Annotated in this window: 19 protein-coding genes; 3 read left to right on the forward strand and 16 right to left on the reverse strand. The window is 54.9% G+C overall.

What is annotated here, in order from left to right:
• Positions 1 to 102 precede the first annotated feature (102 nt).
• From MHH28_RS11145 to MHH28_RS11165, 5 genes are all read right to left on the reverse strand, one after another.
• A complete protein-coding gene (locus tag MHH28_RS11145; RefSeq protein ID WP_405114831.1) occupies positions 103 to 1,581 on the reverse strand; it encodes a carboxylesterase/lipase family protein in 1,479 nt (492 codons plus the stop codon).
• 20 nt (positions 1,582 to 1,601) lie between these two features.
• Complete coding sequence (locus MHH28_RS11150) at positions 1,602 to 2,759, reverse strand: AI-2E family transporter (protein ID WP_405114833.1); 1,158 nt, start codon at positions 2,757 to 2,759, stop codon at positions 1,602 to 1,604.
• Positions 2,760 to 2,859: 100 nt separating this feature from the next.
• Positions 2,860 to 3,591: an SDR family NAD(P)-dependent oxidoreductase gene (locus MHH28_RS11155; RefSeq protein ID WP_405114835.1), complete on the reverse strand. Its 732-nt coding sequence runs from the start codon at positions 3,589 to 3,591 to the stop codon at positions 2,860 to 2,862.
• 40 nt (positions 3,592 to 3,631) lie between these two features.
• The gene (locus tag MHH28_RS11160; protein WP_405114837.1) at positions 3,632 to 4,441 is read right to left on the reverse strand and encodes a GNAT family N-acetyltransferase; all 810 of its coding nucleotides are present in this window, start codon (positions 4,439 to 4,441) and stop codon (positions 3,632 to 3,634) included.
• Between the two features lie 110 nt (positions 4,442 to 4,551).
• Positions 4,552 to 4,911 carry a (2Fe-2S) ferredoxin domain-containing protein gene (locus MHH28_RS11165; RefSeq protein WP_405114839.1) on the reverse strand — a complete coding sequence of 120 codons (360 nt, stop codon included), beginning with the start codon at positions 4,909 to 4,911 and terminating at the stop codon, positions 4,552 to 4,554.
• 126 nt (positions 4,912 to 5,037) lie between these two features.
• Here MHH28_RS11165 and MHH28_RS11170 point away from each other — a divergent pair, with 126 nt between their 5' ends.
• The 3 genes from MHH28_RS11170 to MHH28_RS11180 all read left to right on the forward strand — a co-directional run bounded on the left by MHH28_RS11170 (position 5,038) and on the right by MHH28_RS11180 (position 8,118).
• A complete protein-coding gene (locus MHH28_RS11170; protein WP_405114840.1) occupies positions 5,038 to 6,612 on the forward strand; it encodes a helix-turn-helix domain-containing protein in 1,575 nt (524 codons plus the stop codon).
• A 314-nt stretch (positions 6,613 to 6,926) separates the two neighbouring features.
• Positions 6,927 to 7,736 carry an ABC transporter substrate-binding protein gene (locus tag MHH28_RS11175; protein ID WP_405114842.1) on the forward strand — a complete coding sequence of 270 codons (810 nt, stop codon included), beginning with the start codon at positions 6,927 to 6,929 and terminating at the stop codon, positions 7,734 to 7,736.
• 148 nt (positions 7,737 to 7,884) lie between these two features.
• Positions 7,885 to 8,118 carry a hypothetical protein gene (locus MHH28_RS11180; RefSeq protein ID WP_405114844.1) on the forward strand — a complete coding sequence of 78 codons (234 nt, stop codon included), beginning with the start codon at positions 7,885 to 7,887 and terminating at the stop codon, positions 8,116 to 8,118.
• Positions 8,119 to 8,123: 5 nt separating this feature from the next.
• Here MHH28_RS11180 and MHH28_RS11185 read toward each other — a convergent pair whose 3' ends face one another.
• The 11 genes from MHH28_RS11185 to MHH28_RS11235 all read right to left on the reverse strand — a co-directional run bounded on the left by MHH28_RS11185 (position 8,124) and on the right by MHH28_RS11235 (position 19,422).
• Positions 8,124 to 9,221 carry a GerAB/ArcD/ProY family transporter gene (locus MHH28_RS11185; RefSeq protein ID WP_405114846.1) on the reverse strand — a complete coding sequence of 366 codons (1,098 nt, stop codon included), beginning with the start codon at positions 9,219 to 9,221 and terminating at the stop codon, positions 8,124 to 8,126.
• Positions 9,222 to 9,255: 34 nt separating this feature from the next.
• Positions 9,256 to 10,461, reverse strand: a complete 1,206-nt coding sequence (locus MHH28_RS11190; RefSeq protein WP_405114848.1) for a Ger(x)C family spore germination protein — start codon at positions 10,459 to 10,461, stop codon at positions 9,256 to 9,258.
• Complete coding sequence (locus MHH28_RS11195) at positions 10,451 to 11,983, reverse strand: spore germination protein (protein ID WP_405114850.1); 1,533 nt, start codon at positions 11,981 to 11,983, stop codon at positions 10,451 to 10,453. The genes MHH28_RS11190 and MHH28_RS11195 overlap by 11 nt, the downstream gene beginning before the upstream one ends.
• A gap of 156 nt (positions 11,984 to 12,139) precedes the next feature.
• Entirely contained in the window at positions 12,140 to 13,180 is a 1,041-nt protein-coding gene (locus tag MHH28_RS11200; RefSeq protein WP_405114852.1) for an NAD(P)/FAD-dependent oxidoreductase, read from the reverse strand.
• 27 nt (positions 13,181 to 13,207) lie between these two features.
• On the reverse strand, positions 13,208 to 14,242 hold the full coding sequence (locus tag MHH28_RS11205) for a FecCD family ABC transporter permease (RefSeq protein ID WP_405114854.1): 1,035 nt from the start codon (positions 14,240 to 14,242) through the stop codon (positions 13,208 to 13,210).
• 2 nt (positions 14,243 to 14,244) lie between these two features.
• The gene (locus MHH28_RS11210; RefSeq protein WP_405114856.1) at positions 14,245 to 15,303 is read right to left on the reverse strand and encodes a FecCD family ABC transporter permease; all 1,059 of its coding nucleotides are present in this window, start codon (positions 15,301 to 15,303) and stop codon (positions 14,245 to 14,247) included.
• A 168-nt stretch (positions 15,304 to 15,471) separates the two neighbouring features.
• Positions 15,472 to 15,783, reverse strand: a complete 312-nt coding sequence (locus MHH28_RS11215) for a hypothetical protein (RefSeq protein ID WP_405114858.1) — start codon at positions 15,781 to 15,783, stop codon at positions 15,472 to 15,474.
• Positions 15,784 to 15,878: 95 nt separating this feature from the next.
• Entirely contained in the window at positions 15,879 to 16,100 is a 222-nt protein-coding gene (locus MHH28_RS11220) for a hypothetical protein (protein WP_340939561.1), read from the reverse strand.
• A 73-nt stretch (positions 16,101 to 16,173) separates the two neighbouring features.
• Positions 16,174 to 17,868 carry an oleate hydratase gene (locus tag MHH28_RS11225; RefSeq protein ID WP_405114860.1) on the reverse strand — a complete coding sequence of 565 codons (1,695 nt, stop codon included), beginning with the start codon at positions 17,866 to 17,868 and terminating at the stop codon, positions 16,174 to 16,176.
• Between the two features lie 129 nt (positions 17,869 to 17,997).
• Positions 17,998 to 18,606, reverse strand: coding sequence for a TetR/AcrR family transcriptional regulator C-terminal domain-containing protein (locus MHH28_RS11230; protein WP_405114862.1), 609 nt, complete (start codon positions 18,604 to 18,606; stop codon positions 17,998 to 18,000).
• A gap of 87 nt (positions 18,607 to 18,693) precedes the next feature.
• Positions 18,694 to 19,422 (reverse strand): metallophosphoesterase family protein, encoded by a 729-nt coding sequence (locus tag MHH28_RS11235; RefSeq protein WP_405114864.1) that lies wholly within the window; start codon positions 19,420 to 19,422, stop codon positions 18,694 to 18,696.
• Positions 19,423 to 19,554 lie beyond the last annotated feature (132 nt).

A 19,554-nucleotide genomic window follows, 5' to 3' on the forward strand; every position in this document is an offset into this window, starting at 1 on the left:
ATCGCAGCACCCATTGCATTCGGTTTTCTGCATACCTTTGTCCGCACAAAGACAGCAGCCCTCCCGGAGGTCTTCCTCCGGCGAGGGCTGCTGTCTGTAAACTTATCCCTTATAATGCTCAAAAATCCGTCTGCGCTTCTCCCCATCCGGGTCGGTCACCACATGTGAGGATTGGTCAAATATCATCGTTGCCCGCGTCCCCGGTGTGTACTGCGGCCAAGCCAGTCCAGGCGCTGCCGGATCTCCGGCATGGGCGAAGGCGGCCCAGGCGGTCTGCATTGCTCCGGCCACGGCCTGCATTTGCGGCGTCACGCTCAGGCCGTATTGCTTCAGCAGCGGGAGGTTGTTGAAGACATACAGAATCTCTGCCCCGTGAATGGCCTTCTCCAGCAGCGGATGCCCGGGCACCGTCCAGTCGAAGCGGTACATCCAGACGGGAGCATGCGCCTGCTGCTTCTCCGCGAACGAAATCGAGCTGGCCCAGAAGAACAGGTCGGTCAGCACCTCCGCCTGTCCTTCCCAGGTATGGCTGTAATCCGAGGTCAGCTCGGAGAGGTCGTCCACTCCCATCAGCTGCTCCAGCGCTTTGAGGGATTGCTCGAAGTTATCGGCCTTCTGCCCCTCACGGAAGAACAGATTGCCCTCGTGCAGATTCGTTCCGATCAGCACGGGAATACCGCTGGCGGCTCCCGCTGCAATGGCCTGTACCGGTTCAACCGGCAGGGTGCCAGGCTCAACAACCGGCTGGAAGAACATATTCATCGAATCTCCGGACAGCTTGTACGCCATCCGGCCTGCGGCTTCCATGATCTCTCCGGCCGGGAGAGAATGCAGAAGCTGTGTATCGCTGCCGGGCTGAAGGCCCAGCTCTGCCAGGAATGCGGCAGCGATCTGCCCGCCCTGCTGTCCATTCAGCGTCTGCGCCGCCCCGCTCTCCATAATGGCCCGGGCGAACAGCCCCTTCGCCGCAGGCATCGCCAGCAGCGCGGCAATGCTCATGCTTCCTGCCGATTCCCCGAAGACCGTGACTCGGCCCGGATCACCGCCGAATGCAGCGATATTCTGCTGCACCCACTCCAGTGCAGCAATCTGATCCAGGAGACCCAAATTGCTGCCCAGCCCTCCGCCCAGCGGAGACAGATGCAGGAACCCGAGCGGACCCAGCCGGTAGTTCACGGTAACTACCACGACATTCCCCGAGACAGCCAGATTGCTGCCCTCGAACATCGGCTGGCTGCCTGCGCCGGTAACGAAGGTACCGCCGTGAATCCACACCATGACCGGCAGCGCTTCGCTCTGCTCCACCGCCGGGGACCAGACATTCAGATATAAACAGTCTTCATCATAGACCGGGCTGGTGCCGCCGAACCGCGTCCCGCTTGTGCTGACCGGCTGCAGGCTGACCGGCCCGAATGCGCCGGCCTCCCGCACACCTGTCCAGGACTCCGGCGGCTGCGGCGCCCGGAAGCGCAGCTCTCCAAGCGGCGGGGCAGCGAACGGGATACCGCGCCACACGTTCACGCCGCCCCCCGCTTCTCCCTTCAGTTGCCCATGAGCTGTATTCACCAGTTGTCCTGTCATTGCACTCATTCCTTTTCGCTTTATTCCTCAGTCTTGTCTTCGATCACTCTGTAGAGCCCGGAGCGGAAGCGGAACCACTGGAAGATATGGGTCGCGACCACCTTAAGCACGGCATAGCCGGGAACCGCAAGAATGATGCCGAGCACACCGAACATTTTACCGGCAAAAATGATCACAAAAATAATCGTAATCGGGTGAATCTTCAGCGATTTCCCCATAATCTGCGGCGAGATGAACTTCCCTTCGATTAACTGGACTGCCGTCCAGACAATGACCATCTTCAGCAGCATGAACGGCGAGGTGACCATGGCCACGATCAGCGCCGGGGTTATCGCGATGGCCGGTCCCAGATAAGGGACTACAGCCGTACATGCGGCAACGATAGCCAGAACCAGCGAATACTCCAGTCCGATAATCAGATACCCGATATAGAGCAGTGCGCCGATACAGCAGCTGACAATAATCTGGCCGCGGATATACGATGCCACCTGGCTGTTCATTTCGTGCATCACCATCCGTGATTGCGGACGCAGTGCGGTAGGAATGAACCGCATGAGATAGTCGGGCAGTCTTTTGCCGTCACGCAGGAGATAGAAGAGAATGAACGGTGTAGTCACCACAGCCAGCACAATTTCGGTCAGCGTTCCTACGAAGCTGCCTACGCCGCTGACGGCATTATTCAGGAAGGTGGTGGCCCAGGTCGTCACCTTGCTGGTAATATCACTAAGGTCTGTACCCACACTCGTCTGAATCTTGTTGAACAGTTCACTGCCGGTAAGCTGAACGAATTCCTCCTGGATCTGCTCACTGTAGACGGGGAAGTTGTCAATCAGGCCCATAAGCTGGGTGCGGATAATCGGGATCACCATAAGCAGAACCAGAGTAATGATCCCGATAATGACCAGATACAGAATAACAATCCCATACGCCCGCTTCACCCGGCTTCTCTTCTCCAGACGGTCCACCAGCGGATTCAGCAGATAATAGGCGATCCCCGAGAGCAGCAGCGGCGCCGCCACCGTATGCAGAAGCACAGACAGCGGCTTGAATATGAACGGAATCTTGGAAAATACCAGTACAGTCAAGCCTACCAGCAACGCAATCAGCAGACCTACCACAAACTTGTTGTTCAGAAAAAACTTCTTGAATTTATCCGGCCATACCTGCCGTCTCTCCATACCCTGCCGCCCCCTAGCTGCAACTCTTACCTGTTAAGTGTGATTATTTGCACTATGTATAAGCATAGTAACCCTGTGACTGCAAGTCAAATCAGGGGAACTATCGCAAATAACAGCCATTGTTAATGTCAAAAGTGGCTCCGGTGTAAGCCCTGGCTCTGCTGCTCAGCATAAAGATCACCGTATCGGCCACATCCTCCGCCAGCAGCGGATCTGGATTTAACTGATGCTCCCGGTATTGCAGCTGTCTCCAGGCAGGGATATGTCCCATCATCGGGGTGTCCGCCATGGTTGGAGCCACTGCATTCACGCGGATGTAAGGAGCAAAGTTCATTGCGCAGCTTTTGGTCAAGCCGAGTATTGCCGCCTTCGTTAACCCATACACCGCATCGGAGCTGCCTTCCTGGCCGGAGACCGATGACATGTTGACGATCACGCCCTTCTGCTTCCGCTCCAGCAGCATACGTCCGAATGCCTGCGAGAAATAGACATAGCCCTTGATGTTGATATCCATCACCCTGCCAATATCCTCCGGCGAGTACTCCAGCAGGCTGCGGCCCAGATAGATCCCGGCATTGTTAACCAGACCGCTCACATCTGCATGCACTTGCTGAAGGGTGGAGAAGAAGCGCTCCACCTCACTGTAATTGGCAACATCCAGCCGGTATGTATAGAGCTTGGCCGAAGCGGCTTCGTGCTCCAGCTCCTCCAGACGCGGACCATCCAGATCACAGCCAATCACTTCAGCCCCCGCCTCCAGACCATGCAGGGTAATCGCCTTGCCGATTCCAGAAGCGGCACCCGTCACTATCATTTTCATTCCATGCAGCATGCTATGACACTCCTTCCGTATGATTAGCTACAAAACAGGCTTATTGAAACCGCAAGTCCGCAATGCTCCCGGTCCGCTTGAAGCCAACCGACTGATAGACTTTGTTGGAATCGGGGTTCGCCGCATCGGCATAGAGCATGGGCGTAATGCCCTTGCTGAGCAGTTCAGCACACAGGGCCGCTACTGCCGCACTCGCATACCCTTGCTTGCGGAACTCAGGCGGAGTGTACACCTCATTGATCCGCGCGTGTCTGGCAGACTGATGGGCCAGATGAACCATGGATACCGGCTGGTCCCGGTCGACCCACAGACGAAGCTTGCCGGACTCCGTAGCCGCCCCGGCATAGCCGATATGTTCATCCGGCGCACTCTCCGTGCCGAAGCAATCCTTGACGAATCCGGCTAAATACCCGGCGATAAGCGGAATATTGCGTGGCTCCGCCTGCCGCAGCTTCCCGCTGACATCATGAGGCCTCTGCACCTGCGGACAGTGATAGGCCTCCATCATCATCCGGACATGGTAAGACTGGCCGGTAAGCCTGCCGTATGCCTCGGCGAACAGCTTCCCCGTCACCGGCGTTCCGGTAACCCCCCGCAATCCGCGGTCCGCCAGCATCTCCGCCAGCTGCTGGACAAGGGATGCCCGCCTCTCTTCAGCCAGCACCGGCGACAACCATAACCAGCAGTTATGCCCGGCGGTATGAGCGAAGACGAGATCATTCTCCTCTGTCTTGATCCGCAGCGCTTCCCTGTTCTCCGCAATCAGATGGATCAGATTATATTCCACTTCCTCCTGCATGAACAGCCCTGTGTGCAGCACTTCATCACCCGGCCCAAAGCTTACAAACATCCCGCTTCCCCCCTCTTAGACTTTTCTATCTATTGTAAAGCCCTCTTTGGAAAAAATAAACAGCCCTTAGCCGGAGAATTCAGCGGCGGGCTGCACTGATCACGATACGTTCATTTCTTCTTCTTTCCTTTGGCACCCTTGGGGGTAGCGGCCTGGAAGCCTTCTTCATACGTATAGAGCACATTCTCTTCGAGCTGCTCTCCCTTCAGCACCTTGCGCACCAGGCTTTTGGCAGACTTGGGGGTGACATCCCTGTACCATACGCCTTCCGGGTAGGAAATCACGACACAGGCATCCGAGCATCTTCCGTTGCAGCGGGTTACGGTAGTATGTATCAGCGCGTCTGCTCCTTGCTTCGTTATCTCATCCTCAATCGCTTCCGCTACCTCTTCCCCCTTATGCTTCTTGCAGTCACTTCCGTTACAGATCAGCAAATGGCTGACCGTTCCTTGCAGATTCCAGGTTGTCATGGCAGTCCCGCCCCCTTCAATACATCAATACCCAGCTTGTCTGTAACCCTAAACTCTACGCTCCTTAGTGAGGATCGTCAATAGAAGGAAAGACTGTTATACTAATACTGAGAATGATTATCACCTATGAAAAGAGTGACTCGAAAAATGCACAGCTTTTATATCCCGCTCCGTGTAATGGCACTGGATACAGCAGCCTCTAACCGGGAGCATATCATCCAGCCCCTCTCTTGCCTCCTGCTAGTGATTACTGGCGGAAGCGGAGCTATAGCGCTGAATGGAGAACAGATCCGTCTATCCAGCGGTCATATCTTGTGCAGTGACAGCCCGGTGGATATCGGCCTGCCCCGTAGCCATAAGCTGCAAGGCGTGTGGATCGAATATACTGTGATCTCCGGCACCGGCCGTCCCGCAAGTCCGTTGAACCACGATCAACCGGTCCGAAGCTGTCCTCCCCGGGCAAGCGAGCTGGCTGTGCAGCTTCTTAGCGGCTGGAACCAGCCGGAGAAACGCCCGCCGTTTGCCCTGCAATTGCTATTCACAGAGCTGCTCACTGCGCTGTATGACAGTACTTCGCAGTACATAGAGCCGCAGGATCAGTGGATTGACCGTGTACTGCATTATATAGATGCGCATTATCATGAAGATCTGACGAGAGGACAGGCTGCCGGGCTTGCCGGAGTGACCCCTGAGCATTTCTCCCGCGCCTTCCGCGCATCCACCGGGCAGACCTTCAATGAATATATAACGCTGCTGCGCATCCGCAAGGCCCAGCAGCGCATCCTTACAGGAGCCCCGAATCTGAGTACGCTGGCGCTTGAGGTCGGTTATAGCGAAGGAACCTATCTAAGCCGCAAATTTAAGCAGGTCGTAGGAATCTCTCCTTCAGCCTACCACCGTAAGAGCAAATCCGTTGTCTCGCTGAACTTCAATCATACGGCCAGCCTCCAGGCCCTTGAGGTGGTTCCCCGGCTGGGAGTCTATTCGGCCTGGATGGAGCGAATGCAGTCTGTGCCCTCCAGGAAGAAGCTGCCGGATGAAGGCATCGGCTCCGCAGATCTGTACGAACGTCTGTCGTCCGCCCGGCCGGATGTCATTATCAGCTACTCCTTGCCGGACAAGAGCAAGCAGCTCCTCGCCGTTGCACCGGTGATTGAGATTCCCTTCATGCATATGGGCTGGCGGGAGCAATTCCGGCTGATTGCTGAAGTGACCGGACGCCGGACGCAGGCAGAAGCCTGGCTAAGTCTCTATGACTGGCACTGCCACCAGGCCAATCAACTGCTGGACCAGCGGATCGGTGCCCGGGGAACCGCCATTGTCCTGGAGCTTGGCGCAGAGACAGCCTACTGCTTCAGCAGCAGCTACGGCCGCGGGACGCAGATTCTGTATCATGATCTTGGCTTTCGTCCGCCGCTTGGCCTCGTTGCGGAAGGACTGCTGGACAGGGGCTACCTGGAGATTGCCTTCCATGACATTGCCCGTTACTCCGCCGACCATATCTTCATTACCTCAAGCAGGGAGGCTGCTGAAGCACTGGAGCCGCTGCAGAGCCTTCTTCACCCTGCGAAGCAACAGCATATCGCTAACTCTCCAGCCGGAAGGATCTATTTCCTGAATCAGCCGGGTATGTTCTACGGTTTCGATCCGCTCTCCTCCGAAGCCCAGCTGAAGGTCCTGATACAGGCGCTGACATCATAAATTTACATAGCCGGACATCACATTCAGCCATAGTCTAATGGGAGCAAACTCTGTAAAGTGTTATTGAGAATGATAATCGTTCTACATTAAGGAGGCTACATCTTGAAAATCCCGTATTACGTTCCCGCCGCATTCACCGGAAAGCTTGGATCGCCCTTCCTCTGCTTCTGGCATTGACTCTTATAGCCTCGGCTTGTGGAAACAACATTTCTACTCCCGGCAGCGGTGCTGCTTCAGCTAATGCTACCGGAACGCCCGTTTCCTCCCCACAGCCTGAGAAGGCTGCTGCAACCGCAGCTCCCGCCTTCCATACTGTGACGACTGTGAATGGGGATATCGAGGTGCCGGCAGCCCCGCAGCGGATTGTCGCCGAGGAATATCTGGGCAGCTTGATGGCACTGGATATTATCCCAGTCGGTGCGCCCGGGCTTACACTGGAGAATATGTACTTCAAAGAATTCCTCACAGGAGTCGCCGACACCGGCACTTACGGTAAAATGTCGCCGGAGAATATCCTCGCGCTGAATCCCGACCTGATTATCTCAGGCAATGCCGACAGCTACGCGGCGCTCAGCCGGATTGCCCCAACCGTGATTGTGCCCTACGGCAACTTGAAGAATGCCCATGAAGAGCTGACTTACTTCGGCAAGCTGCTGGGCAAAGAGCAGGAAGCTGCGGCATGGCTGGCGGATTATGATAAGCGGATTGCCGATGCTAAGGCCCGGGTAGATGCCGCCATCCCCGCAGGGGCCACATTCAGCATTCTGGAGCATGCAGACAAGTCCACCTGGGTGTATGGAGACAACTTCGGACGCGGAGGACAGCCCATCTATCAGGCACTGGGGCGCAAGCCGCCGGCTGGAGTTGCTGCTGAAATTATGGAGAAGCAGTGGGCTGAATTGTCCCCCGAGACACTGGGTAAATATGCGGGTGATTATCTGGTCATCACCGACAATACCTGGACTGTCCAAGACTTCCAGGCAGACCCGATCTGGGGCAGCCTGCCGGCGGTAAAGAACGGTAAGATCTATGTATGGAAAGAAGAGCGTTCCTGGTATTATGATCCAATTGCCGTTCTGGCCCAGACGGAAGAGCTGGCCGGATGGCTGACCTCAATACAATAATAACGGAGCAAGGATCAAGCTGCCCGGAGCCTTCAATGGCTTCCGGCAGCTTGTATGGCGTTTACCCGATTCAATACTCGGAGATAATATCTGTAGCCCGCCGCGCCGGACCCGGTCAATCAGCAGGCGGCGGATAAGGAGACCCGCCATGAAGATTATCAGTATCTATGTCCTGTTCGCAGTTCTTACGCTTACGTTAATCGTAATCATTGATGTGATGTCGGGAATCAGTCTGCCGGCATCCCTTCATTCACTCTCAACGATCTTTGCCACAACTACACTACAGGAAGCCATATGTATCACGATCTTCCTGCTTCTCCCGTTCATCCAGGTAGCCGTTCATGCCTCTAAGAAGCGTCAATCCCGCCGCAAACCGTCTTAATTCTGCTAACGGTACAATCCGAACTTGCGCCGGACACGATGAATCAGGAACAGCAGGATTGGAATCACCGCGCAGAATACCGGCAGAATCGTCTCCAGAAAGGTCTTCCCGTCATTCATATGCTCCGGGTAATTCTGCGCGCTGACAAAAGAGCTGAACAGCATAATCACGCCTGCCGGAATGACCAGCCTGCTTGTATCGTTAACCTTGAACAGATCGTTTGCTATCGCAACTGCAGCATAACAGTAGACGGTCAGCTTAAAGAATGCCCCGATAATCAGTGTGAGGACGACAAGGGCATCCATCCGCTGTACGAAACTGGCCATATTCACCAGGGTAATGGTCGTAAACATAGGAAAGGCGGTCCGGCTGTACAGGTTCTCTCCAAGCACAGACATTTCGATTGCATGCGTGAAGCTGAGCAGACAGGCGCTGACAATAATGGCTGCGATTCCGGTTTTCTTAATTTTCCGGGATTTGTTGAAGTGGGGCAGGATGGTAGTGAAGCACATCAATTCGCCGAACGGAAAGATCAGAATGTTGGGATAGGCTGATCTCAAGGCTTGCATGTAGTCATTTATATGTAGCGGGAAAAGATTCTTATACTCCACGAGCCCGGCCGAGATTACAGCGAGAATACAGATGCACCCCATAAAGATCACGATCCACAGGACAATCTCGGCGGTCCTGGCGAACACTTCTATCCCCTTGCTCAGGATATACATCACGGCAATAATCATGATCGAATTAATGATCAGAATCGGGGTTTTGTCATAGAAGGCCGAGATCAGCAAATCGCCCGCTTCCCGCAGATTTCTGGAGCCGTTATAGAGAATCACCGGCAGAAACAGCAGACTTACCGGCCAGCCCAGCCAAGGCCCGAGAATGGTGCGTATATACCCGCTTATAATCTGGTTCGGGAACTGGAGATAGAGATGTGCGAACACCAGATACAGCAGGATGCCTCCGGGAAGGGCAAACAGAATAGCGAGCCAGACTGAATGGCCGCTCTCCAGACCGATGGGGACAAGCACGGCAGTCCCCAACTCAAACAGAATGATCAACGCCAGCAGCTGGCTCGGGCCGACTATTTCTTTTTTCATAACACCAATCACCTGATTTCTGCCGTTAAGCCGATTATTTACCTTCGGGAATATAGGGTTTCAGACTCATGCCGGTACTGCGGATGTAAGCCTTGATCTTAAGGTCCAGCTTGCCCTGTGCGAAGATCCGGCCCCAGTCCCGGTCCAGCGCCGCCCATTCCTGCGGCTTCGTCCGCTTCAGCTCATTGCCGAAATTAAAAATATCACTCTCCAGCTGCTGTCCCTTCTGAAAAGCCTGCATGACTTCCTTCCTCGTCTGCTTCTCCAGCTGGTGTTCAAGCTTCATGATTTCTTCCCGCTTGCTGAGGTCCACGAAGCTGTCCGTTTCATTGATGCTCCCCTCCTCGGCAATCGTCACATGAAAGACCGGAATTCCGTTCTCAATCGTGGTATTCAACTCCGTTCTCGAATAGATAATATTGACGGCTATAGCCTCTTTTTTATCACCCGAATCAATATTTAGCACTGTTTCTTCTATCTCGTTAAGCAGCCACTCGGTTCCCCGTGCTTCTGAGTCCTTCATCCAATAGAGCAGCTTCCCCTTTCGGAATACCCCAAGCCCGTTCATCATCATCTCCGTCAGGGTCTCAGACCCCTCCAGATTGCTTTTCTTCTTCCCCTCCTCAGCATCTCCCCTGATCTTCACCGCATTGATCGTCAGATCCCCTTCCCCAGTAATGCCTTGTATGACATTGAACACGCTGATGGGCCGGTTCTCTCCCCAGACGCTGGAGGTATTTTGTGTTTTTTTGACCAGCCCCAGAGCCGGGAGACTCTCTACAGGGGTCAGGAGCTTCAGGACAGAGGCGGCATCGCTGCCACGGGCGACCAGTACTTCTGAATTGAGCCGAAGCTCATGGGACCTCTCAAAGATGTCGAAGATCTCGTTAATACCGTCCCGCGCCAGGGGCTCCCCTAGTACAATAAGCTGGGTATGGGCAAAAAAAAGCTGGCGTGTCGCATGCTTCGACGCCCGCCGCAACGCGCCGAACATCGTTTTGTCGGTGGCAGACACCACCACTACTGCGGGTTTCCCGCTGCCGGGAGAGGTACTTGTCGAGGTCGAAGAAGGATTGACCAGTTGAAAGGTGACCCGGTATTCATCTGTCTCCGGAACGAGATCCATCCCGATGCCGCTTACGATGGCCAGCTCATTCAATTCCCGGCTGTTCCAGCAGCCGCCGAGCGGCAAGACCAGAATTGCGATGGCAAAGAGGTGCAGCAATCCCTTAGCGTTCATTGGAATTCCTCGTAGAGGCCCCTTTTCCTGCGGAAGAGGATGCCGAGCTCCCACCGTTGTTGACCAGACGTTTTCTGAGCTTCATGAAGCTCTTAGGGGAACGGGTGAAGGTATCCTTCAGATTCCCCGGGACAAAGGGACCCATCGGGGTCATATAGGGCACCCCGAGCGAGCGCAGGCTGCACAGATGGGCAATCAGCATAATGGTAAAGATGGCGATGCCATACAGCCCCATAAATGCTGCGACCCCCATGATTACAAACCGGAGCATGCGAATGGAGAGCGCCATATTGAAAGCAGGCGTAGCAAAGCTGGAGATCCCTGTAAGAGAGACCACAATAACCATCGCCGGAGAGACGATCCCTGCCTGAACGGCCGCCGTCCCAAGCACCAGACCGCCGATGATCGATACAGTCTGGCCGATCGGCGAAGGCATGCGGACTCCCGCTTCGCGGATAATCTCGAAGGTAATCTCCATCATGACCGCTTCAACAAAGGCCGGAAACGGCACTCCCTCCCGCTGTGAAGCCAGATTGATCAGCAGCGGGGTCGGAATCATCTCCTGATGGAAGTTCAGCGCGGCAACGAAGATCGCCGGGCCATACAGCGAAATAATCAGGCATACAAACCGGAGCATTCTGATTAAGGATGAGATATCATACCGCTGATAATAGTCCTCCACCGTATGAAAGAACATGAAGAAGGTGGTCGGAGCAATCAGCACAAACGGGGTACCGTCCACGAAGATGGCAATCCGTCCATCCAGCAGATTGCCCGCGACACTATCCGGACGCTCCGTATTGAACAGCGTGGGAAACGGGGAGTATTTGTTCTCCTCTACGATCTGTTCAATATATCCCGACTCCAGAATCATATCGACCTTGATCTCCTGAAGCTTGTTCTTGAATACCTTGATCGTCTGCTCGTCTGCAATGCCGCGGATATACATGATCGTAATATCAGTGTGGGTGACATCACCCAGCTTCATCGTTTCGGTCCAGAGGTCCGGGTTCTTGATGATTTTGCGGACCAGGGCAATATTTGTGCTGATGGTCTCGGTGAAGCTTTCCTTGGAGCCGCGGATCGCGATCTGGGTACCTGCCTCAGTAACCGTCCGGGCCTCTCCGCCGCTGGTGCTTCCACTGACGCCCCCCTCCACTCCGTTAACCAGAATAACCGTGTCACCCGAGAGCAGCGCCTCCAGCAGTCCGTTGATATCAGTGACCAGCTTCTCTTTGCCGATACTAAGGGCATTCTCTTTGATATAGCCGTAGACTTCCTCCGGGGTTACGGCAAGCCGCTCACGGTCATTCAGCGATTCGAATGACATGACATGCGAGATATAGTCATCGACCATCACCCTGTCCGTAATACCGGCGAAATAGACAGCAGCCACCCGGGCGGTTCTATTGATTAATTCATAGGTGCGTATGACCAGATCCGGACTGTTCCCGAGCCTTGCTTGAATGATACTGATGTTGTCTTCCAGCTTGGGGGAAATCGGCGAATTTGTCTTCTCCATATCAGCACCTCCTGCCCTTTACTATTCGCCTGCTATCCTTTTTTTATGCAGCATATGGAATGTGTGAGACCAGAAAAAGCCGTCCCCTGCACGGAAGAAACCGTATGTGGGACAGCTTATAATTTTGTTATTTAGGGAGGGGCATGGCTCCACTGTCTAGTGGCTATCTGTTACGCCAAGCGCCTTGTTCTTCTCCTTGAACCGGTCATTATGGGAGGAGACATAAGCCACCTTCTCGGCCGTAGGGTCCATGTACAGCTTCGCGCTGTTCAGGGCAAGCACCGCATCGGTGAATGTCCCCGCTATGAGCCGAACCTTGCTCTCATAATCCACGAAGTCTCCGGCAGCGAAAATGCCGGGCAGATTCGTCTCCAGCTTCCCGCTGACATTCGCGCACCATTCTCCCATATCCAGCCCCCAGTCCTTCAGCGGACCGAAGTCGCTTCTCAGCCCGTGGTTGACAATGACGGCATCTACCTCAAGCTGCTCATGCTCACCGTTCTGGATATGGCAGACAGTTACCTGATCAATCTGCTCCCCATCGCTGCTGTGAAGCTGGCTTACGGCACAAGGTACACGCACATCTACAGAGGAAGCCTTCATCCGGGCAATATTCTTCTCATGCCCGCCGAACTGCTCCCGGCGGTGTACTATGGTTACACTGGCGGCAATCCCCTCCAGCTCATTCGCCCAGTCTACGGCGGAATCGCCGCCGCCCGAGATCAGCACCCGCTTGCCGCGGAAGGGCTCCAGCTCCTGCACCGTGTAATGCAGGTTCGTCACCTCGTAGCGGTCCGCGCCTTCAATCTCCAGCTTCGCCATCTGCAGGATGCCGTATCCGATGGTGAGAATGACGGTACGGGTCCAATGCTGCTCACCGGTTGCCGAGGTCAGGATATACGTTCCGTCCTCCTGGCGGGCCTGGTGAACAATCTGCTGTCCGAATACGATTGTAGGATCGAAGGTGCGCGCCTGCTCTGCCAGCTGATCAATTAACTGGCGGCAGAGAATAGGTGTTACTCCTCCGACATCCCAGATCATTTTCTCCGGATAGATCAGCATTCTGCCGCCAAGCTCTTCCTTCGCCTCAATCAGCTTCGTCTTCAGATCTCTCATCCCGCTGTAGAATGCCGTATACATGCCTGCGGGGCCGCCGCCGATAATCGTCACATCATATAATTCCATAGAATCGTTCATCGATATCCCTCCAAGGTCTGGTTGTAGTTAAGATTTGGTACGGGCCAGAAGATACAGAAAGTATGGGGCGCCGATCACAGCGACCACGATGCCGGTAGGAATCTCGGACGGCTGCAGAATCCGCCGCCCGATCGTATCGGCCGCAATGACCAGCAGCGCGCCGATCAGCGCCGAGGCGGGCAGCATCAGCTGATGCTTCGGCCCGACCAGCCGCCGTGCCAGATGAGGGCCGACCAGCCCGACGAATCCGATGCCGCCGCTGACAGCTACGCTGGAGGCTGCAAGTCCGACCGCCGCTGCCAGCAGGCGGAACTGCTCTTTGCTGACATGGGCGCCGAGTCCGGTCGCCGTCTGCTCGCCCAGATTAAGCACATTCATCACCCGTGCCTTGTAGATGACATAAGGCAGGAGAATCACTATCCAGGGCAGCAGGGACAAGACAAACTTCCAGCTGGTGCCCCAGATGCTGCCCGCCAGCCACGTGGCGACGAACTGATATTTGTCCGGGTCGAGGCGGAGCGTCAGCACGATCATCGCTGCACTCATGCCTGCCGCCACTGCGACCCCGGTAAGGAGCAGGCGGATCGGTGCAATGCCCTGATGCCGCTTATAGGCGAGGCTATAGATCAGAGCAGCCGTGCAGGCCGCCCCGGCAAAAGCAACCACTGGCAGCAGATAGACCGGCGCCGCCGAGGTCGTGGGATAGAAGGAAATCAGCAGCATGACCATCAGTCCGGCCCCGGCATTAATGCCGAGAATGCCCGGATCTGCCAGATCATTGCGGAAGACTCCCTGCATCACCGCGCCGGATACGGCAAGAGCGGTACCAATTAATAGAGAAATGACAATCCTCGGCAGGCGGAACTGGAACAGAATCAGCTCCTGCTTGTCCGTCCCCTTGCCAACCAGCGTATCCAGCAGCTCAAGCGGAGTAAGCCGTATGTATCCTGTATTCACACTTATAATGAACATTACAACAATCAGAACAGCCAGCACGCCGATGACCCTTAGGCCATGCTTACGCCTTGCATCTTCTGAAGAGGTTATCTTATGGCTCTGCATCTTTACAGCTCCCTTCTTTCTTTTCGGGCCAGATACAGGAAGAACGGTACCCCAATCAGCGCTATGATCGCACCCACCGGCGTTTCATGCGGCGGATTGATCATCCGGGCCGTCAGATCGCCCCCGACCACCAGCAGCGCACCCAGCACCGCAGAACAGGGAATGATCCAGCGGTAATCCACACCCACCAGATAACGTGTCAGATGGGGGATGATCAGGCCGACGAATCCTACAGCTCCCACCACAGCTACCGAGGCTCCGGCCAGAATCAGGACAACGAGCGTACCCGCCAATTTCACCAGCCCCGTACGCTGTCCCAGCCCCTTGGCAATATCCTCACCCAGGCTGAGCATCGTGATTGAACGGGACAGTGCAATGGCTCCGAGGATCGCCGCTATCACCCATGGGGACATAATCTGCAGCTGGAACCACTTCGTTCCGGCCAAGCCGCCGGCGTACCAGAAGGCGAGGTCTTGTCCGATACGGAAATACAGGGCGATGCCTTCACTTAGCGCCGAGAGCAGCGCACTGAGGGCAGCACCTGCCAATACCAGCCTGGCCGGGGTTAGCCCCCCTTTTGCCAGCGAGCCTACACCGTAGACAATTCCCGCCCCGGCTCCGGCACCGACGAAGGAATAGAGAATGAGGTACATGAACGGCAATCCCGGAAAAAATGCAAAGCAGACCGCCAGTGCAAAGCCTGCTCCAGAGTTAATGCCCATCAGTCCCGAATCCGCCAGCGGATTGCGGGTCATCCCTTGCATAATAGCCCCTGCCACAGCGAGGCTGGCTCCCACCATTACGCCGCCCAGCACACGCGGCAGCCTAAGCTCGCGGATGATCTGATGCTCGGTAATGTCGGGATTGAAATGAAAGACTGCGGTCCATACGACAGACAGCTTAATATCTGCTGCCCCGAACGATACAGAAATAGCGATACCAAGCGCCAGCGCAATCAGACCGCCAATAAGAATTAGTGTTGCCGCCCAGGGACGGGACCGCAGCTTCAGCGCTTTTTCCTTTTGATCCAGCCCGCTCCCGGACACTGCCTGATGATTCATGAATGTCACCTGTTTCTTTGAAATTGATTCTCATTATCATTATCATATTGTAATGGAACAGGTCAAGGTTTGGCAATGGACAAAAAATAAAAACAGCTTATACTCCCGTTAGCATCCTGTTAGAGATGCTGCTGGAGCATAAGCTGTTAGGCTGGCAGTGAGACGGGTTCATGCATTCTGAAGCGTACCGCCGAATATTTTGCGGATATATCCCTGCAGCTTGCCGATATGCGGCACGAAATGGCTTTTGTCATACACATAATTGGATTGGGTAACCAGCTGTGAATAGAGCAGGAAGAGAATAGCCGCGAGTTCCCGGTCAATCTGCCGCTCATACTCCATCAGCGCATACGTCTCATCCAGCGCCTCATAGAGCTGAAGCAGAGCCGCTTCGTTAATGGTCTTGCGGCGCAGCGGGACAAGAATATCTGTAGCAATAGCATCAATCCGCAGAATAACAGCTGCCAGTCTCTCGTTCACACTATTCTCCTCCTGCAGTGGCTGAATGGTTAAGCGCTTGCTTATTACCATCCTATGTCTGCCGGACCTCTGGCATGCCTGGGTAGCGGAATCAGCTACCTTGTATAATCCTCGTATTCGTCTCTCCTGTTCAGCTTGGAGTACATATATTCATCATTCTTCAGCTTATAGAGCTGGCCCATTGCACCAAAGATCAACACGAGAACTACAATCAGACCATAAGCATAGCTAAACTGATTGAAATAGAAGCACAATACAATGGCTGCAAAGGTCATAAGCAGCAATGCAAGTGCGATCCGGCTCAGAATTTTCTTCATCAGGGTTCCTCCGCAGAAATTTTTAGTCTAAACTTATCATAATCTGCGGACGAATCCTGTCGAAAGCTGGCAGCTAGATCAATTTCGACAGTACCGTTCCCGCCAGCAGCTCACCGAGCGTCTTGTCCAGCGGCAGCGGCTTGTTGCCGAGACAGGTGCGAAGAGCGGTCAGCAGTACCCGGACATCATATTTGCTGGGATGGACGGGAATTACCTCTTTGTCCAGCGCCAGCAGACTATAGACGGCCATCATGGCGGAGCGGACCGAATATTCCACGGTGAACACGCAGTCGTCCGGCACTTCGGCGAACTGGCCGAGGAAGGCCAGATTCACACTGCCCTGCGGCACGACCTGCGGACGGTCACCAAGAACGCGCGGCATAAACTGCGCAGTGATATAAGGCATCATGCAAGGGATCACGTTCGTGGTATGCTCCAGAATCTCGGGAATGCGGTCCGCAAGGCCCATATGGTAGCACAATTCCTCCAGCAGCTCGCGTCCGGTGCAGTCGCTCATTTTTTTCTTGATATAATCGCCTTCGGCATCCGGGAACAGGCCATACGCCCACAGCACCTTCACATTGTCGGGCTGGTTGATGAAATGCGGCTGCTTCGGTGCGGTCCAGGACATCATCCAGCTGGAGTCCTTGATCGTGACCACGCCGCCCATGCCGGGAGCATCTCCCGTCAGCTCCAGCAGATAAGGGAAGACGATCTCATCATCGGTAAACGTCATCGTGAACGACAGCCATTTGGACTTGTCGATATCTCCGCAGAACACTTCCGGGCGGCCGAAATCCGGGGATTTGGCAGCAAGCTTGCCCCATAGGCTCCAGCAGCCGCTATCATTAACGGACCGGTTCAGCACCGCCGGATGATCCAGATCGCCAAGGGTAGAATTCTCTGTCATTGAGCCGTTCGTGACCATGACCAGATCCCCGCGTGTCACCGGAATGGTCTTCGGGGAACCGTTCACCGATACTTGAATGGCGGTTACAATTTTCTCATCGCCGTTCATATCCAGCTCCAGATCCGTGACCTGATTCCCTTTGTCAAAATGAACGCCCTCACGCTCCAGCCACTTCATCAGCGGCAGGATCAGCGAATCGAACTGGTTGTATTCGGTGTGCAGAATCCCCTTCAGCCGGTTCATCCCGGAGATCAGGTGCATAAACCGCTCCATATAACGCTTCACTTCCACCACGCTGTGCCAATTCTCGAAGGCGAACATGGAGCGCCAGAAATACCAGAAATTCGTCTCCAGGAAGCTGGGATCAAAAAACTGCTCAATTGTTACCGCGCCAAGTCTCTCTTCGGTAGCCAGCGTCAGCTTGCCTAATTGCAGCGCATCGGCGGTTGAGAGTCCAAGTGATGAGAAGTCGGCGGGTGTGCCTTTCTTTTCGACCAGACGGCAATGCGATTCAATCGGTTCAGCCAGATTCAGCTCCCGGAATTCATCCAGCACCGTCCGGTCCGGATTGGTCAGGGAAGGGATGAAGCCGAACAGCTCCATGAAGCATTCGAAGTGCTCTTCAATCTCGCGTCCGCCCCGGGCGCTGTAGCCGTCCTTGGCATTGCCCGCCCCGTCCATGGAACCGCCGTATACAGCCGATTGTTCCAGAATATGAATATTCCGGCCGGGCATATGCCCGTCACGGATCAGGAAGGCCGCTGCCGACAGGGAGCCGATCCCTCCTCCAACGAGATAAGCCTTGCGTGAGGCGATGCCTTCCTGTACCTGCGGATGAATTCTTTGATATGTACCCATGTGTCCTCTTCCTTCCTTGATCAGGGGATAAGTGCTGCTAACTGCCTTCACTATACCCGCCGTGAACCAGGGATTCTATGGACAGCCGGACGCAACTGTATAGGGATTACACATCCGCCGGACATTGTGTCATGACTTCACCGGATGAACCGCCGACTGATAATGCTCAAGCCCCCGGGCAATGCATCCGTCCATAATCCGCGATACCTTGTCCACCACCCCGGCCGGATCTGTATTCGCCCCCGCTCTGAGCCAGTGGATCACCTGTTCAAGAATGGCCAGCGTGTAGAAATCGGCGATATCCTGTCTGGCCTGCATTCTCACAGGCTCTGGAATCTGCTCCTGTCCCGGCCACGCCTGCCCGTCCAGCTCCTCCACTACGCTGTTCATGACGCGGTAGATCACCCCGTACAGGAACTGCTCCAGATGTTCGCGTCCCAGCGAATGGAAGGTATTCAGACAGATGGTTTTGTTATCCACGGTGTAGCGCAGGACACTTAAGAACCCTTGCTTCCAGCCCGCCCAGCAGCAGTATTGATCCAGTCCTTCAATCACCTCTGATTTGTAGATCCAGCCGAGCAGCTCATAGATATCCTGAAAATGATTATAAAACGTATGGCGGGTCACCCCGCAATCTGCGGTAAGCTGCTGGATCGTTATTTTGTTCAGCGGCTTGGTGAGCATAAGCTTCTTCAGGGACCGGGCTAACGCGTTCTTCGTTAAGAGTGAATTGGACATCTCTGCCTCCTGTGAGCTCTTGGATTTGATATTCCAATTATAACCAATCAGGTGTTTGTTTTCACCCCGCCTGCTCCGCTGGCAACGTTACTCCCGCTCACCGAGCCGGACCGCATAGGTCTTATATCCTGCATCGCTAATCTCCAGGCAGTTCAATTGCTCCCCATACACACAGCCGCCGTCGATACCAATTTTGTCTCCTAGCGGACTGAACCAGACGCCTGCCCCATCCTGCAGATCTACAGTTGAGGTATGGCCGAATACGACCGTCTTCTCCGTAGAAGTTACAGGATGATTATAGAAAGGCTCACGAATCCAGATAAAATCATACTCCCGCTGCGTCCGCCAATCGGCAAGGGAAGGATCAATGCCCGCATGAACGAACAGATGGGTATCCGTCTCATAGTAGTAGGGCAGCGAACCCAGGAAGTCCAGATGCTCCTTATACTCCGTACGCATGAACCGCTTCATCTCCGTATAATCCTTCCAGCCTGAATCCGGGTGCAGCAGAACCGAATCCCGGCCTCCGCAATAGCTCAGCAGGGTGTGGAATCCCCCATTCGTTATCCAGTGGGTATCCCGCTTATCATCCTCTCCCGCCAGTGCGTCGCAGGCCATCTGATCATGGTTGCCCCGCAGCACAACCACCCCTTCCGCTTCGGCAAGCCGCTTCACCTGTTCCACAACCGCCCGGCTGTCCGGCCCTCTGTCCATATAATCGCCCAGCAGGATCAACTGATCTCTGGAGGGATGATATCCCGCCCGGCGGAGCAGCAGGTTGAATTCCTGTATGCAGCCGTGAATGTCACTGATCACTAAAGTTCTGATGCCGCTCGCCTCCTTCTTCACCTATAAATGTCATGACCTGAAGTATTTATTATACTTCAGAGCTGAACTCGAAGCACGGTCGGCGCTGCAATGACATTTGGCCCACGCGCCTCACGCTGA

Source organism: Paenibacillus sp. FSL K6-1217, assembly GCF_045040735.1.
Classification (GTDB): domain Bacteria; phylum Bacillota; class Bacilli; order Paenibacillales; family Paenibacillaceae; genus Paenibacillus_AQ.

Bases quoted from the DNA above. Each gene is read 5' to 3' on its own strand.
- MHH28_RS11145 (WP_405114831.1), bottom strand. From the start codon at position 1,581: ATGACAGGACAACTGGTGAATACAGCTCATGGGCAACTGAAGGGAGAA.
- MHH28_RS11150 (WP_405114833.1), bottom strand. From the start codon at position 2,759: ATGGAGAGACGGCAGGTATGGCCGGATAAATTCAAGAAGTTTTTTCTG.
- MHH28_RS11155 (WP_405114835.1), bottom strand. From the start codon at position 3,591: ATGCTGCATGGAATGAAAATGATAGTGACGGGTGCCGCTTCTGGAATC.
- MHH28_RS11160 (WP_405114837.1), bottom strand. From the start codon at position 4,441: ATGTTTGTAAGCTTTGGGCCGGGTGATGAAGTGCTGCACACAGGGCTG.
- MHH28_RS11165 (WP_405114839.1), bottom strand. From the start codon at position 4,911: ATGACAACCTGGAATCTGCAAGGAACGGTCAGCCATTTGCTGATCTGT.
- MHH28_RS11170 (WP_405114840.1), top strand. From the start codon at position 5,038: ATGAAAAGAGTGACTCGAAAAATGCACAGCTTTTATATCCCGCTCCGT.
- MHH28_RS11180 (WP_405114844.1), top strand. From the start codon at position 7,885: ATGAAGATTATCAGTATCTATGTCCTGTTCGCAGTTCTTACGCTTACG.
- MHH28_RS11185 (WP_405114846.1), bottom strand. From the start codon at position 9,221: ATGAAAAAAGAAATAGTCGGCCCGAGCCAGCTGCTGGCGTTGATCATT.
- MHH28_RS11190 (WP_405114848.1), bottom strand. From the start codon at position 10,461: ATGAACGCTAAGGGATTGCTGCACCTCTTTGCCATCGCAATTCTGGTC.
- MHH28_RS11195 (WP_405114850.1), bottom strand. From the start codon at position 11,983: ATGGAGAAGACAAATTCGCCGATTTCCCCCAAGCTGGAAGACAACATC.
- MHH28_RS11200 (WP_405114852.1), bottom strand. From the start codon at position 13,180: ATGAACGATTCTATGGAATTATATGATGTGACGATTATCGGCGGCGGC.
- MHH28_RS11205 (WP_405114854.1), bottom strand. From the start codon at position 14,242: ATGCAGAGCCATAAGATAACCTCTTCAGAAGATGCAAGGCGTAAGCAT.
- MHH28_RS11210 (WP_405114856.1), bottom strand. From the start codon at position 15,303: ATGAATCATCAGGCAGTGTCCGGGAGCGGGCTGGATCAAAAGGAAAAA.
- MHH28_RS11220 (WP_340939561.1), bottom strand. From the start codon at position 16,100: ATGAAGAAAATTCTGAGCCGGATCGCACTTGCATTGCTGCTTATGACC.
- MHH28_RS11225 (WP_405114860.1), bottom strand. From the start codon at position 17,868: ATGGGTACATATCAAAGAATTCATCCGCAGGTACAGGAAGGCATCGCC.
- MHH28_RS11230 (WP_405114862.1), bottom strand. From the start codon at position 18,606: ATGTCCAATTCACTCTTAACGAAGAACGCGTTAGCCCGGTCCCTGAAG.